Annotated in this window: 14 protein-coding genes and 1 pseudogene; 4 read left to right on the top strand and 11 right to left on the bottom strand. The window is 66.7% G+C overall.

The window, feature by feature from the left end; all coding sequences use genetic code 11:
• Positions 1-7: 7 nt before the first annotated feature.
• From SKC41_RS27755 to SKC41_RS27730, 6 genes and pseudogenes are all read right to left on the bottom strand, one after another.
• Entirely contained in the window at positions 8-538 is a 531-nt protein-coding gene (locus SKC41_RS27755; RefSeq protein ID WP_330980913.1) for a nitroreductase family deazaflavin-dependent oxidoreductase, read from the bottom strand.
• A 77-nt stretch (positions 539-615) separates the two neighbouring features.
• Positions 616-822 carry a DUF3072 domain-containing protein gene (locus tag SKC41_RS27750; RefSeq protein WP_330980912.1) on the bottom strand — a complete coding sequence of 69 codons (207 nt, stop codon included), beginning with the start codon at positions 820-822 and terminating at the stop codon, positions 616-618.
• An 82-nt stretch (positions 823-904) separates the two neighbouring features.
• Positions 905-1,279, bottom strand: a complete 375-nt coding sequence (locus tag SKC41_RS27745; protein WP_330980911.1) for a hypothetical protein — start codon at positions 1,277-1,279, stop codon at positions 905-907.
• A gap of 93 nt (positions 1,280-1,372) precedes the next feature.
• Positions 1,373-2,229: pseudogene (locus tag SKC41_RS27740) on the bottom strand (carboxymuconolactone decarboxylase family protein).
• 16 nt (positions 2,230-2,245) lie between these two features.
• Entirely contained in the window at positions 2,246-3,619 is a 1,374-nt protein-coding gene (locus SKC41_RS27735; protein ID WP_330980910.1) for a metallopeptidase TldD-related protein, read from the bottom strand.
• A complete protein-coding gene (locus SKC41_RS27730) occupies positions 3,616-5,133 on the bottom strand; it encodes a TldD/PmbA family protein (RefSeq protein ID WP_330980909.1) in 1,518 nt (505 codons plus the stop codon). The genes SKC41_RS27735 and SKC41_RS27730 overlap by 4 nt, the downstream gene beginning before the upstream one ends.
• A 60-nt stretch (positions 5,134-5,193) precedes the next feature.
• Here SKC41_RS27730 and SKC41_RS27725 point away from each other — a divergent pair, with 60 nt between their 5' ends.
• From SKC41_RS27725 to SKC41_RS27715, 3 genes are read left to right on the top strand one after another with little or no spacing between them, the layout of a single operon-like run.
• Positions 5,194-6,069, top strand: a complete 876-nt coding sequence (locus SKC41_RS27725; protein ID WP_330980908.1) for a carbohydrate ABC transporter permease — start codon at positions 5,194-5,196, stop codon at positions 6,067-6,069.
• The gene (locus tag SKC41_RS27720) at positions 6,056-6,880 is read left to right on the top strand and encodes a carbohydrate ABC transporter permease (protein WP_330980907.1); all 825 of its coding nucleotides are present in this window, start codon (positions 6,056-6,058) and stop codon (positions 6,878-6,880) included. The genes SKC41_RS27725 and SKC41_RS27720 overlap by 14 nt, the downstream gene beginning before the upstream one ends.
• Positions 6,877-8,214 (top strand): ABC transporter substrate-binding protein, encoded by a 1,338-nt coding sequence (locus SKC41_RS27715; protein ID WP_330980906.1) that lies wholly within the window; start codon positions 6,877-6,879, stop codon positions 8,212-8,214. The genes SKC41_RS27720 and SKC41_RS27715 overlap by 4 nt, the downstream gene beginning before the upstream one ends.
• Positions 8,215-8,220: 6 nt before the next feature.
• On the opposite strand, the gene SKC41_RS27710 is transcribed toward SKC41_RS27715, so the two are convergent.
• From SKC41_RS27710 to ddaH, 3 genes are read right to left on the bottom strand one after another with little or no spacing between them, the layout of a single operon-like run.
• Positions 8,221-9,648: an APC family permease gene (locus tag SKC41_RS27710; protein WP_330980905.1), complete on the bottom strand. Its 1,428-nt coding sequence runs from the start codon at positions 9,646-9,648 to the stop codon at positions 8,221-8,223.
• A 27-nt stretch (positions 9,649-9,675) separates the two neighbouring features.
• Positions 9,676-10,917: an ornithine--oxo-acid transaminase gene (gene rocD / locus SKC41_RS27705; RefSeq protein ID WP_330980904.1), complete on the bottom strand. Its 1,242-nt coding sequence runs from the start codon at positions 10,915-10,917 to the stop codon at positions 9,676-9,678.
• The gene (gene ddaH, locus SKC41_RS27700) at positions 10,914-11,792 is read right to left on the bottom strand and encodes a dimethylargininase (RefSeq protein ID WP_330980903.1); all 879 of its coding nucleotides are present in this window, start codon (positions 11,790-11,792) and stop codon (positions 10,914-10,916) included. Before ddaH ends, rocD begins: the two co-directional genes overlap by 4 nt.
• A gap of 122 nt (positions 11,793-11,914) precedes the next feature.
• Here ddaH and SKC41_RS27695 point away from each other — a divergent pair, with 122 nt between their 5' ends.
• On the top strand, positions 11,915-12,361 hold the full coding sequence (locus SKC41_RS27695) for an Lrp/AsnC family transcriptional regulator (protein ID WP_330980902.1): 447 nt from the start codon (positions 11,915-11,917) through the stop codon (positions 12,359-12,361).
• Positions 12,362-12,444: 83 nt separating this feature from the next.
• Here SKC41_RS27695 and SKC41_RS27690 read toward each other — a convergent pair whose 3' ends face one another.
• Both SKC41_RS27690 and SKC41_RS27685 read right to left on the bottom strand, forming a co-directional pair.
• Entirely contained in the window at positions 12,445-14,241 is a 1,797-nt protein-coding gene (locus SKC41_RS27690) for a sulfatase-like hydrolase/transferase (RefSeq protein WP_330980901.1), read from the bottom strand.
• The gene (locus tag SKC41_RS27685; protein WP_330980900.1) at positions 14,234-14,686 is read right to left on the bottom strand and encodes an SRPBCC family protein; all 453 of its coding nucleotides are present in this window, start codon (positions 14,684-14,686) and stop codon (positions 14,234-14,236) included. The genes SKC41_RS27690 and SKC41_RS27685 overlap by 8 nt, the downstream gene beginning before the upstream one ends.
• Positions 14,687-14,692: the final 6 nt, after the last annotated feature.

The raw sequence follows: 14,692 nt of genomic DNA, 5'->3' as shown, positions 1-14,692 counted from the left end.
CTGAGCGTCAGCTTCCACTGCCAGAGTCGCCGGCCGCCGGGCGAAGCCGGAAGATCCGGATCTGCCGGGGCGCACAATTCTTGCGGTAGTTCTCGTATCCGGCGTAGACGTCGTTGGCCGTCGCCCAAGCGGCGGCGCGCTCGTCGCCCTCCAGCAGTTCGGCCCGGTATGGCCTCGGCGGGCCGTTGAGCTCGACCGTGCACTCAGGGTGCGCCAACAGGTTGGCGCTCCACCCCGGATGCTTCTCCTGCCCGTAATTCGACCCGATCGCGAGCAGCCCGTCGCCGTCGTTCAGCAACGCCAGCGGCTGCGAGCGGGGCTGACCCGACTTGGCGCCAGTGGTCGTGACGAGTCCGACCTTGTCGATCCCCATCGTGCTGAAGCGTCCGTTGGTCAGCGGAATCACGACCTTGTCGAAGCGCGGCGCCAGATGCTTGCCGAGCGCAGATCCGACGCGGGTCATGGCCGCGCGCTCGAAGATGGCCTCGTCCCACCGGAGACGCCGACCGCGATAGGGGCTGAACCGTCGTAGCGACACGGCTAAAGCGTAGTCAGTGTGCCGTCGATTGCGGGATCAGCCAGGGCGGGCAGTCCGCGACGATGGGGCGCTGCTCGCTAGTCGGCGCCGCGCCCCGTCTGTTGCTGCAACGCGTCGATGAGCTCCGAAGCCTGCGCCTTCGTCAGGTCGTCGGGAACCTCGCGATCGGCCTCCTGCGCCAGCGTGTGCAGGTAACTGCGCTGCGGGCCGGTCATCGGCTCGTCGCCGGTAACCCAATCGGACCTGTCTTTTTCGGGATTTTCCTGCGGTGCTTCGTTCGTCATTCCCACCGAGTATCCATCGCACACACGTTCGAAACTTCGATTCGCGTCAACCGTTTTCCGATGGGCATGATCGCTACTCGCGCTACGGCGTCCCGGAGCACATGAAGGGGAATCCGCACCACGGCTTGCGCGTCGCCTCCGGCGGCGGCGGACCGCCCTCCCAAATACCGGGCGCGACGTTGCCATGACCCCAGACAACGCCGTACCAGGTGTGGCAAGCGTTCGCATCCCAGTTGACGTCCGTCCCGGGGCAACCGCGACCGGTCTGGGGGTGCAACCCGCCGGCGCGGTCCTGCGGGCAGCAGGTGTAGGGCCCGCTTGCGCCGGGCGGCACCGGGCCGTCTGCCGGCAGCAGGCCGGGCTGGGCGTGCGCGGTTCCTGCTCCGAGGCCGAGAAGGGCCGCCGCGACGCCGCCCGACAGCAGCGCGCTGGCAATGATCCCGCGATGATTCGACATAGGTTCAGCCCCTCCTGGTCCGAATGCTTTGCATAGGTGCGTGCTTCTCGGAGCAGTACAGACGGGCCGGTCGGCTACCGATCCCAAGAAAGATCAGCTGAAAACGGTCTGACCGTCGACATCGAGCAGGTAAGTCTCGGTACCTTCGGTGACCCGGGGAGCATCCCCACCCAGCGACACGGCGATTTTGTTGCTGGCATTGCGCATGACGTCGAGGGTGATCTCGACGGCCTCGGCCTCGGAAAACCGGGCGCGCACCTCGGCGACAACGTCGGCGTCGAGGTGCGCCGGCGTCCAAATTAACCCATCTACATATCTCAGCGCTGCTTTTGCGCGATCGTCGATCAGCGTTGACTGCTCGAATTGCGCGATGTCGTCGTACAGCGTCTCCGAGCCGCCGGCATCCAGAGCCCTGCTCTCCCGCACCGACTTGCACAGCCGACAGTTGTGCGCGGCGGCCCCGCGCAGCCGAACCAGCTCGGACGTCACCGCATCAAGCGAGCGCATCCGCCCCACCGATGGCAGGAACTCGTTGAACACCTCCGCGGACGGGTCCGTGGCGCGATCCACTCGATCGGCTCGCGCGTCCACCCGAGAAAACTGTCGCCGACGCCCAACGCTTCCAGCCCGGCCCGCACCCGCGGCACGAGGTCGGCGATGTACATCGCCACCACGACACCAAAGGTGTTGTCCCCCATGGCCTTGAACAACCGCGACCGCTGCTCGACGGTGATCGCGGACACGTCGGCACTGAATTGCTCGGCGAACTCGGCGACGACGGCCTCGACGTCGGACATCGGCTCGGAAACCGAGACCTCGACGGGCAGCGGCTGCAGCGACATCGTCTGTGCACACACCCGCCGCACCAGGCCCACCAGACGGCCGTCGGGCGACGCCAGAGAAACCAACCGCGTCAGCTGACCGTCTCGAAGCGTAGCCGGAACCACCATTCCCGATACGTTACGACTACTGCGCCTGGCTCACCGAAGACATATGGAAATCCGGGATCCGTAGCGTCGGCATCGCCGCCCGGGTCACCCAATCCCCCCACTCGCGCGGCAGGGTTTTCTCACTGACGCCGGCCTCGGTCGCCCGCCGCAGCAGATCCAGCGGGCTCTCGTTGAACCGGAAGTTGTTGACCGCCGCGGTGACCTCGCCATCCTCGATCAGGTACACCCCGTCGCGGGTCAGCCCGGTGAGTAACAGCGTGGTGGGATCGACCTCGCGGATGTACCAGAGCGTGGTCAGCAGCAGGCCGCGCTCGGTGCCCGCGATCATGTCGGCGAGATCGTTCGACCCGCCGGTCATCACCAGGTTGTCCGCGGCGACGGCGACCTTGGCGTCGAACTTGGCGGCGGCGGCCCGCGGATAGGCCAGTGCGTTGATCACCCCGTTGCGGATCCAGTCGATCTGGCTGATCTCCATGCCGTTGTCGAACACCGACACGGTCTCCGTGGAACTGCTCGCCGCCACGAACGGCGTGCACGCCAGCCCCGGCGCCATCGGGTCGGAGAACAACGTCAACGGCAGATCGGTGAGCCGCTCCCCCACCCGGGTCCCGCCGCCGGGTGCCGAGAACGCGGTGCGCCCCTCCTGCGCTCCCCGACCGGCCATCGACCAGCCCAGGTAGATCATCATGTCGGCCACCGTCGACGGCGGCATGATCGTCTCGTAGCGCCCGGGCGGCAGCGCAACGGTGCGCTCGGCCCAGCCCAATCGCAGCGACAGATCCTCGAGCAGCGAATCGGTGGGCACAGCAACGAAATCGGGCGTCCCGAGACCGGCCCAGGCGCTGGCGTCGCCACGCTTGCCGTTGATCTCCACCGCCCCGGCGGGCTGGGTGAAACGCCGGCGCAGCCCGGTCGAGGACGCCAGGAAAGTCGTCGAAACACTATGGTGCGCAAAGCCATACAGCCGGTCGGTACCGGCGAACGCACGGCTCAGCGAACCGGCCACGTCGGCGAACACCTCGGCCCCGGTGCCGGGCACCGGCGCATCCCAATCGGCGGGCACCCCGGTGTCGGCCAGCAACGGCGCGGCATCCCCGGCTTCCGGGGCGGCCGCGGCCGCATCTTGCGAGGCCGCCACCAGACCCGGGATCACCCGCGGGTCCACCTCGGCGGACGTCACCGTGCCCAGAGACGCGCTATCGCCTTTGCGGACAATAGAAATGACGGTGACGGTGCGGCTGTGCGAAAGCCCGTTGGTGGTCATCGAATTGCCGGCCCACCGCAGCGTTGCCTCGACCTTGTCGGTGACCAGCACCATGGTCTCGTCGGCGCGGCCCAGTTTGGCCGCCTCGTCCAAAACGATGTTGACGACATGCTGCGGGGTGATCATCGGCCGCCCTCGGTCCGGGTGTTGAGCACGTTGATGCCCCGGAACAGCGCCGACGGGCAGCCGTGGCTGACCGCCGCGACCTGGCCGGGCTGCGCCTTGCCGCAGTTGAACGCGCCGCCGAGCCGCCATGTCGATTGCCCGCCCACGGCTTCCATCGAATTCCAGAAATCCGTCGTGGTGGCCTGATAGGCCACGTCGCGCAACTGACCGTCCAGGCGGCCGTCGCGAATTTTGAAGAAACGCTGGCCGGTGAACTGAAAGTTGTAGCGCTGCATGTCAATCGACCAGGACTTGTCGCCGACGATGTAGATGCCGTCCTGAACCCGGCCGATCAGGTCATCGGTGGAAAGGTCGTCGGTGCCGGGCTGCAGCGACACGTTGGCCATCCGCTGGATGGGCACGTGATGCGGCGAGTCGGCGTACGAGCAGCCGTTGGAACGCGACTGCCCCAGCCGCGGCGCGAACACCCGATCGAGCTGGTAGCCGACGAACATGCCGTCGCGGACCAGGTCCCAGCTTTGCGCGGCCACGCCCTCGTCGTCGTAACCGATAGTGGCCAAACCGAATTCGACAGTACGGTCGGCGGTCACGTTCATCACCGACGAGCCGTAGCGCATGGTGCCGAGTTTGTCCGGAGTGGCGAACGACGTGCCGGCGTAGGCGGCCTCGTAGCCGATCGCGCGGTCGTATTCGGTTGCGTGGCCGATGGATTCGTGAATGGTCAGCCACAGGTTGGTCGGGTCGATCACCAGGTCGGTGGGCCCCGCCGTCACACTGGGTGACTTGACCTTCTCGGCCAGCAACACCGGCAGCTGCGCGAGTTCGTCGGTCCAGTTCCACACCTCGTCGCCAACCAGCACCTCCCAGCCGCGTCCCATCGGCGGTGCCAGCGTGCGCATCGAATCGAAACTGCCCGCCGCGGGGTCGACGGTCACCGCCTCGAGCGACGGCATCACCCGCACCCGCTGCTGGGTGATCGCCGACCCGAAGGTGTCGGCGTAGAACGTCTGCTCCTTGACGGCAGTCAAACCGGCCGAGACGTGGTCGATGCCGTCGGCGCTCAGCAGCCGCCCGGAGTACTCCTCGAGCACGGCGATCTTGTCGGCGGCGGGGATGTCGAACGGGTCGATCCGGTAGTTCGACACCCAGGTGGCGTCGGCGTACACCGGCTCGGCCGCCAGCTCGACGCGCTCGCTGTTCAGCGCCGCCAGCGTGGTGGCCACGTGCACCGCGCGGCGCGCCGTTTCGGCCGCGACCGAGGGCGCCAGCTCCGCGTGCGAGGCGAAACCCCAGGTGCCGTCGACGATGACCCGCACCGCCAAGCCGACCTCGCGGCTTACGACGGCGGTCTCGAGCTCACCGTCGCGCAGCTGGATGATCTCGGTGTTGATGCGATGAATTCGCAGGTCCGCGTAGCTGGCCCCGGCCGACGTGGCCGCCGACAACGCGGCCTCGGCCAGCTCGTGTCGCGGCAGGCCCAGGAAGTCGGCATCGATCCCCCGATTCGGTGTCACGGCTCCCACCGTAACGACTGTGCACTCCAAACCCCTGCGGCGCCCGCTTTAATTAGCTGCATGGCCAGCCGGAGTCAGCCGCGATCCAGCGTGCTGGCCTATGGGCTGCTGGCGCCGAGCCTGTTCGGTGTCGTCACCTTCCTGCTACTGCCCATCCTTGTGGTGATCTGGCTCAGCCTCTATCGGTGGGACTTGCTGGGTCCGCTGCGTTTCGTGGGCCTCGAGAACTGGCGCTCGGTACTGACCGACTCCGACTTCGGGCACTCGCTGTTCGTCACAGCGATCTTCGTGGCGATCGTCGTCCCGACGCAGACCGTGCTGGGATTGGCGGCCGCCGCGATGCTGGCCCGGCTGCTTCCGGGCACCGGCTTTTTCCGGACGGTGTTCGTGCTGCCGTGGATCTGCGCGCCGCTGGCCATCGCGGTGTTGTGGCGCTGGATCCTGGCGCCCACCGATGGCGCGATCGCGACCCTGCTGGGCCACAGTATCGAGTGGCTCTCCGATCCCACGTTCGCGCTGCCCCTGGTGTCGGCGGTCGTCGTCTGGATGAACGTCGGCTACAACTCGCTGTCCTTCCTGGCGGGCCTGCTGGCCATTCCCAACGACATCCACGCCGCCGCACGCACCGACGGCGCCAACGCGTGGCAACGGTTCTGGCGCATCACGCTGCCGATGCTGCGCCCGACGATGTTCTTCGTGTTGGTGACCGGGATTGTCAGCACGGCACAGGTTTTCGACACCGTCTACGCGTTGACCGATGGCGGGCCGGGCGGCAGCACCGACCTGGTGGCCCACCGCATCTACGGCGAGGCGTTCGGTTCGGCGGCCATCGGCCGGGCGTCGGTGATGGCGGTGGTGCTGTTCGTGATCCTGGTCGGCGTCACGATCGTTCAGCATCTGTATTTCCGGCGGCGAATCACCTATGACCTCGTCTAGCCGCGTCGCAAACGCGTTGATCTACGCCGGCATGATCGTCGGCGCGCTGATCACGTTGCTGCCCTTCGCACTTGGCCTGCTGACCTCGTTCACCTCGGCGCACCAGTTCGCGACGGGCACTCCGCTGCAGCTGCCGCACCCACCCACGCTGGCCAACTACGGCGACCTGGCCGGTGCCGGATTCGGCCGCGCCGCGGCGGTGACGGCATTGATGACGGCGGTGATCCTGGTCGGCCAGATGACCTTCTCGGTGCTGGCCGCCTACGCGTTTGCGCGCCTGGAGTTCCCGGGACGCGACGGGTTGTTCTGGGTGTACATCGCGACGTTGATGGTGCCCGGGACGGTCACCGTGGTGCCGATGTATCTGATGATGGCCGAGGCGGGACTGCGCAACACGTTCTGGGCGTTGGTGCTGCCGTTCATGTTCGGCTCTCCGTACGCGATCTTCCTGCTGCGCGAGCACTTTCGCCTGATCCCCAACGACTTGATCAACGCCGCACGCCTCGACGGCGCCAACACCCTCGACGTCATCACCCACGTCGTCGTTCCGTCCAGTCGGCCGGTGCTGGCGACGCTGACGCTGATCACCGTGGTCTCGCAATGGAACAACTTCATGTGGCCGTTGGTGATCACCAGCGGTCACAAGTGGCGGGTGCTCACCGTGGCGACCGCGGAACTGCAGTCGCGCTTCAACTCGCAATGGACGCTGGTGATGGCCGCGACCACGATCGCAATCGTGCCGCTGGCGCTGCTGTTCATCGCCTCCCAGCGACACATCGTCTCCTCGATCGTCCTCTCGGGGGTTAAGTGAACCGGCCCCGCTCTTCCACGCTGGTCGCCGGCGCGCTCGGACTGGTCGTGGTGCTGCTGGCCGCAATCGCCGTGCTGCTGAACTATTCCGGCGAACCGCACGGCAACAAGATCGTGGTGCGGGTGCGGGTCTGGGGCACTCCGATCGCCGACGCCTACCGGCAGTCGTTCGCGCAATTCAACCGCACGCATCCCGATATCGAGGTGCGGGTCGACCTGGTGGCCTACGCGACGTACTTCACCACGCTGCGTACCGACGTCGCGGGCGGTAGCGCCGACGACATCTTCTGGCTGTCCAACGCCTACTTCGCTCGCTACGCCGACAACGACCGCTTACTGAACATCAGCAGAACCTTTAGCCCAGATACGATCTCGGGCTGGGAACCTGCGGTCGTCGATCAGTTCACCCGCAACGGCTCGCTCTGGGGCGTGCCGCAGCTGACCGACGGCGGTATCGCGGTGTACTACAACGCGGACCTGCTCGCCGCCGCGGGCATCGATCCCGGTCAACTGAACAGCCTGCGGTGGGATCCCAACGGGGACGACAGCCTGCGCCCGACGGCGGCGCGCCTCACCGTCGATGCGAGCGGAAATTCCGCGGGGACACCGGGTTTCGACCCCGGGCGGATTCGACAGTGGGGCTACAACGCGGCCAACGACGCCCAGGCGATCTACCTCAACTACATCGGCTCGGCGGGCGGGGTGTTCCAGCGCGGCGACGAGTTCGCGTTCGACAACCCCAAAGCCGTCGCGGCCTTCCGCTACGTGGTCGCTCTGATCAACGACGACCACGTCGCGCCACCGGCGTCGGACACCAACACCAACGGCGACTTCTCCCGTAACCAGTTCCTGGCCGGACGGATGGCGCTGTTCCAATCCGGCACCTACAACCTCGCGGCGATCGCGCGCGACGCCCGATTCCGCTGGGGCATCGCGATGCTGCCGATCGGGCCCGCGGGCCGGATCAGTGTCACCAACGGCATTGCCGCAGCTGGGAATTCGGCCACCAAGCATCCCGATGCCGTGCGTCAGGTGCTGGCCTGGATGGGCAGCAGCGAAGGCAATGCCTACCTGGGCAATCAGGGCGCGGCGATTCCCGCGGTACGTTCGGCCCAGCAGGGGTACTTCACATACTGGGCGGCGCGCGGCGTCGACGTCCAACCCTTCTTCTCCGTCCTGGACGGCCCGCGCATCCCGGCGCCGGGCGGTCCGGGCTTCGCCGCCGGAGACGCCGCGCTGCAAAGCTATTTCGACGAGATGTTCCTGGGCCGCGGCGATGTCGCGACCACACTCGCGCAGGCCCAGGCGGCGGCCAATGCCGCGGCACAACGTTAGTCGGCTTCAATCGGCACTGTTGAGCGCGCTGTGGTGGCGGCCCCACACGAAGTAGAAGATCAAGGCCACGAAGATCCAGCCGCTGAACGCGATCCAGGTGTACCAGTGCAAGCTGGCCAGGATGTATCCGCAGGCCAGCACCGAAAGTACCGGCGTGACAGGGTAGAAGGGCACTTTGAACGCGCGGGGCAGGTCCGGTTCGCGCACCCGCAGGATGATCACGCCGACCGCGACGACGATGAACGCGGTCAGCGTCCCGATCGACACCATGTCCGCCAGCTTGTCCAGCGGGACGAGGCCACCCAGCGTCCCGGCGGCGATGGCGACGATCGTCGTGTTCCACACCGGAGTCAGCGTGCGCCTGTTGATCGAAGCGAACCGCGAGGGCAGCAGCCCGTCGCGGCCCATCGCGTACAAGATGCGGGTCTGGCCGTACATTGTGATCAGCGTGACGGTGAAGATCGAGATCACCGCTCCCGCGCACAGAATCGTGCTGGCCCACCCGTGGTGTGTCACGTTGTCCAGGATGGTGGCCAGTCCGGCGTCCTCTTGCCCGGCGAAGGCCTGCCACGGCTGGGTACCCAGCGCGGCGAGCGCGACGAGGACGTAGACGGCGGTGACGATCGCGAGCGCCGCGATCAGGGCGCGCGGCATGGTCTTTTGCGGGTCCTTTACCTCCTCGCCGGCCGTCGACACCGCATCGAGGCCAATGTACGAGAAGAAGATCGTGCCCGCCGCCGAGCCGATCCCCGCAACGCCGAACGGGGCGAAGTCCTTGAGCTGATTGCCGTCGAAAGCCGTGAACGCGATGATCGCGAACATGCCCAGCACACCCAGCTTGATCATCACCATGATCGCGTTGACCCGCGCCGATTCGCTGGCGCCGCGGATCAGCAATACCGCACACATGGCGACCAGGATGATCGCCGGCAGATTCACGTAGCCGGGGTCCGAATCCCAGGGTGCCTCCGACAACGCATGCGGTAGCTCGAATCCGAACAAGTTGTGCAGCAGCTTGTTGACGTAGCCACTCCAGCCCACCGAGACCGCGGCCGTGGCGACTCCGTATTCGAGCAGCAGGCAGGCCGCGACAGCCATCGCGACGACCTCACCCAGCGTCGCGTACGCGTATGAATACGAGGATCCCGAAACCGGTACGGCCGACGCCAATTCGGCGTAGCAGATGGCGGCAAGCCCGGCCGCGATCCCGGCGATGGTGAACGAAACGATCACCGACGGTCCGGCTTCCGGGACCGCTTGCGACAGCACGAAGAAAATGCCGGTGCCGATCGTCGAGCCGACCCCGAACATGGTCAGTTGGAACGCGGTGATGCCGCGTTTGAGGTGTTCGGTGCCCCCGTAAGCTACGGGCGCACCGACGACCGGGCGGCGCCGTAGCATCTGTTGGCTCAGACTGATCGAGCTGGCTGGCAAATGCCCCCCTCATGCTGGATCAGCTGATTATGCAGCCTCTCGCAATACCCCAGCGAACTGGTCGACCGCCCAGTCGATCTCCTGCTCGGTAATCACCAGCGGTGGCGCGAACCGCAGCGTCGAACCGTGGGTGTCTTTGACCAGCACACCGCGCTCGGCCAGGCGCAGACTGATCTGCTTGCCGCTGGCCAGGGTGGGCTCGATGTCGACGCCGGCCCACAAGCCGAAGCCCCGCACGGCGACCACGCCGTCGCCGAGCAGTCCGCGCAACCGCCCGTGCAGATGCGCGCCCAATTCGGCCGAGCGGGCCTGGAATTCGCCGCGCGCCAGCATGCCGACCACCGTGGTGCCGATCGCGGCGGCCAGCGGGTTGCCCCCGAACGTCGAGCCGTGCTCGCCCGGGTGCAGCACACCAAGGATGTCGCGGTTTGCGACCACCGCCGACAACGGAACGACGCCGCCGCCCAGCGCCTTGCCGAGCAGATAGACGTCGGGCACGACGCCCCAGCGGTCGCAGGCGAACGTGTAACCGGTGCGCGCGAGGCCCGACTGGATCTCGTCGGCGATCATCAGCACGTCGCGTCGGGTGCACAACGCACGAACGGCCGGCAGGTAGTCGTCGGGCGGGACGATGATGCCGGACTCGCCCTGGATCGGTTCGAGCAGCACCGCGACGGTGTTCTCGTCGATCGCGTCGGCCAACGCCGCGACATCACCAAACGCCACCGCACGGAAGCCGGGAGTGAACGGACCGAAGCCGCCCCGGGCCGTCGGGTCCGAGGAGAAGCTGACGATGCTGATCGTGCGGCCGTGGAAATTGTTCTCGGCCACGACGATGTTGGCGCAGCCCTCGGGCACGCCCTTGACGTCGGCGCCCCATTTGCGCGCAACCTTCAGACCGCTCTCGACGGCTTCGGCGCCCGAGTTCATCGGCAGCACCATGTCTTTGCCGCACAGCTCGGCGAGCCCGGCGCAGAACGGCCCCAGGTTCGCGGCGTGGAATGCGCGACTGACCAGCGTGACGGTGTCGAGCTGGGTGTGCGCTGTCGCGGTGATCTCCGGGTTGCGGTGCCCGAAGTTGACCGCCGAATACGCGGCCAGGAAATCCAGGTAACGTCGACCCTCGACGTCGGTGATCCAGGCTCCGTCGGCGCTTGCCGCCACCACGGGCAGCGGCGAATAGTTGTGCGCTGCATACCTTTCGACGAGTCCGATCGCGTTCTCGGTTTCGTTGCCGGCCAACGAAGTCGGGTGGTCGAGAATCGTCATTCAAACACCTCCAATGTGCAGCACTTGACTGAACCGCCCCCCTTGAGCAGCTCGGAGAGATCGACGCCGACGGGCTCGAAGCCCGCTTCCCGCAACTGTGCGGCGAAACCCGTTGCGGCGCAAGGGTGCACGACATGCAAGCCGTCAGATACCACATTGAGGCCAAGCACGTAGGCGTCCGCGCTCCCCACCACGATAGCGTCGGGAAACAGCGCGTGCAGTTGATCCTGAGCCGCCACGCTGAACGCCGGCGGGTAGTAGGCGATCGTGTGGTCGTCAAGGACGGCCAGAGCGGTATCGAGGTGATAGAACCGCGGGTCCACCAACTCGAGCGAGACCACCGGCATGCGCAGCGCCGCCGAGATCTCGGCATGTGCGCGCCGGTCGGTGCGAAAACCGTAGCCCGCTAACACCATTTCGCCGACCAGCAGCAGGTCACCCTGCCCCTCGTTGATGTGGCGGGTCGTGACGGGCTGGTAGCCCATCGACGACATCCACTCGCCATACGCCACCGCCTCGCCGGCCCGTACTTCGTAGCGGAATCGGGCGACGATGGCGACCTCACCGGCGACGAACCCGCCGTTGGCGGCGTAGACCATGTCGGGCAGACCGGATACCGGCTCGACGATGTCCACGCGATGACCGAGCCCGAGATAGGTCTGCCGAAGGCCTTCCCACTGCGCGTGTGCGACGTCGACGTCCACGGGCGCACTGGTGTCCATCCACGGGTTGATCGCGTACTCGACCGCGAAGTAGGTCGGCGGCGTCATCGCATACCGACGAGTCTTAGCCGTTCTGGACCGCGTGAGGGCGGCGTCTCGCCATGCCTCGGGCCGGGCGCGCGGGGCCGGGTCGGCGACATAGTAATCCGTCATAGATCAAGGGTATTTGGACCCTTGTACACAATCAAACGCCGATTATTGCGTGTCCATGAACGGTTTATTGCGCTACAGTGTTCGGGACAGCGATTTATTGCGCAGGCCTGAAATGGGGGGCGATGGACCGGCTGGACGACACCGACGAGCGCATCCTCACCGAGCTCACCGAGCATGCGCGAGCTACCTTCGCGGAGATCGGCGAGAAGGTGAATTTGTCCGCGCCGGCGGTGAAACGTCGCGTTGACCGCATGCTCGATAACGGCGTGATCAGGGGCTTCACCACGATCGTCGACCGTAACGCGCTCGGCTGGAACACCGAAGCCTATGTGCAGGTGTACTGCCACGGCACGATCGCGCCCGATCTGCTGCGGGCGGCCTGGGTGGAGATGCCCGAGGTGGTCAGCGCGGCGACGGTGACCGGTACGTCCGACGCGATCCTGCATGTGCTGGCCCGCGACATGCGCCACCTGGAGTCGGCGCTCGAACGCATCCGGGAGAGTGCGGACATCGAGCGCAGCGAAAGCATCGTTGTGCTGTCAAACCTGATCGACCGAATGCGAACCTAGCGAGCGCCGGCACCTCGCGAGTGTTGCACCACGCCCGCGAGCGTATGCGCACGGCGAAGTTTGGGCCGATATTTCGCAGTCGATTACGCTCGCGGCTTGAACGTCAGCATCCGGCGCCGCGCGGGCCGAGACGCCGGCCGGCGAGTTGTGTAGGGCCAGGGCTGATTTCGCTCCGGCACCGAACTCGCCCGGGCCTGCTTGAGCTGCATCCGCAGATGCTGCCGCAGGTCGTGAAGATCGGGATCCGTCCAGCGGTTGATTGCTTCGATCGGGTCGGCGGTCAGGTCGTAGAGCTCCCACTGATCGTCGAGCGGCGACGTCCGATACGCCTCTCCCCCAATGCCATTGGCCGCCAGATGACGAACGCCCGGCTCGGTCCAGGTTCCCGGGTCGTCGAAGGTACGAACCAGTTTCCAAAGGTGCCCATCGCCGCCGGCCTCGTCAACGCGGACAACCAGGCCCTCGAAGTTCGACGCGGTGTGCGCGGGAACCCGGATACGCAGGGGCGCGGGCGGATTGACCGTCTGCTTCAGTCGCCGCGCCAGACCCGATGCGCCGCTATCCCCTTCGAGCATGTTGTCCCGGGTCATCAGGTAGACGGCGCGGGTGTCGTCGGCGGGTGCGCCGTCGACGACCGGCATGAGATCACGGCCGGGCAGTTCGTGGACCTCCGAGAACGAATCAGCCAGTGCGGCAGCCACTTCCGTAATATCGACCCCGGCTGCGCCGAGCAGCGTGGGGACCAGGTCGACATGTGATGTCGGCGCCGTGACCACCCGGGGCTGAGTAGCGCGCGCACCGATGCGGGCAATGACGAACGGAACACGGGTGGCCTCGTCGTAGAGGTTGAACCATTTTTGATGCAGCCCGCCGTGGGCGCCCAACAGATCACCGTGATCGGCGGTGCGCACCAAAACGGCGTCATCCGAACCACCTTCGGTGACGGCCCGTCTGACGCGGTCGATCGGGCCGTCCACCTCGGCATGCAGGCGGTAGTACAGATCGCGGTAGCGCTGCGCGCCGCGCTGGTAGGTCCGGTCGATCGCGGGTGCCGGACCGTAGCCGGAGTAATACGCCTCGCGGAAGGCGATTTGCGCGGCAGGCTTGGTGGACAGGTCTTCGTCGGCGGTGGGCGCCGCGGCGACCGGCGGCGGGTCCAACGGCGACGGCTTGACCGGACTGCGCCGCGACCACAGCGGAAACAGCACGATGTCGTGGGGGTTGACGAAACTGGCCACGAGCAGGAACGGACGCAGCGCGGACGGGTCGCCGGCGCGACGGCGCGCGTAGCGGTCGGTGAGCCACGCGACGACGCGATCGGCGATCAGCGGATCGCGGCGAATCCCGGCATTGCCCAACAGCGCCCCGTGCGGCTCCGGGCCGACCCATCCGGAAAAGCCATACGGCCCAAGCGGATCCGCGTCGAGATAGCGTTGTACCGCGACCGGGTCGACGATGCCGTCGTCGTCGTTGGTCGCCAGTGAACGGCCGGTGTCCGGGTCTTCGAGATCCGCGTGCGAGATGTGCCACTTGCCGTCGTAGTGCGTGTCGTATCCCGCCGCGCGAAACCAGTTGCCCAGGGTGGGCACCTCGCCCGGGCGAAGCCAGCGCATCCGGGAATCGTCTGCCGTTTTCCCGATGCCGTCGGTCTGGGTGACACCGTGCAAGTCCGGGTACTGCCCGGTGAAAATGGTCGGGCGGCTCGGCACGCAGGCAAGCGAGCCTGTGTAGTGGCGGCCGAAGCTGACGCCGTGATCGTCGAACCACTTGCGGCCCGTCAGTATTCGGTCGCGCCACGCCAGCACGCCCGGCGTCTCGTACGGCGGCACCGCACGTTCCTCGTCGGTCATCAGGATGACGATGTCGGGGCGATCAGACACGCGCATTCTCCAATCGGTTCGCAAGTCCGGCGAGCATCGAATCGGACTGTCGTGCAACGACTTGACACACGACACGTTCGGCAAGCTGTTGCGGCGGCCAAGGCCCGATTTCCACCGTGCTGGTCAGCGTCACCGCGGTCGAATCGTCCGAGCTCGCCGCGAGCGTCCAGCGGTTGGCTACCCGGCGCAGTAGCCGGGGCAGGCCCTCGATGTCGTAGGCGAGCGCGTGTGGCGGATCGAACTCGGTGATGCGCTCGACCAGTGTGTCGCGTTTGACCTGGACTCGTCTGGTGGTGCCGACCGGTGCTCCGCCGGCCCCCGAAGACAAGATGCATGAGTGGTCGACGTTGTCGGCCCAGGAAACGATGGCGCCGAAGTCCGCCAGGACATCCCAGACTTCTTGCACGCGAGCGGCAATGATACGAGTTCGCTGGATGTCGGCCACGCGCTT

It is taken from the genome of Mycobacterium sp. 050128 (assembly GCF_036409155.1).
Classification (GTDB): Bacteria; Actinomycetota; Actinomycetes; order Mycobacteriales; family Mycobacteriaceae; genus Mycobacterium.
This window is presented reverse-complemented; position numbering and strand designations above follow the sequence as displayed.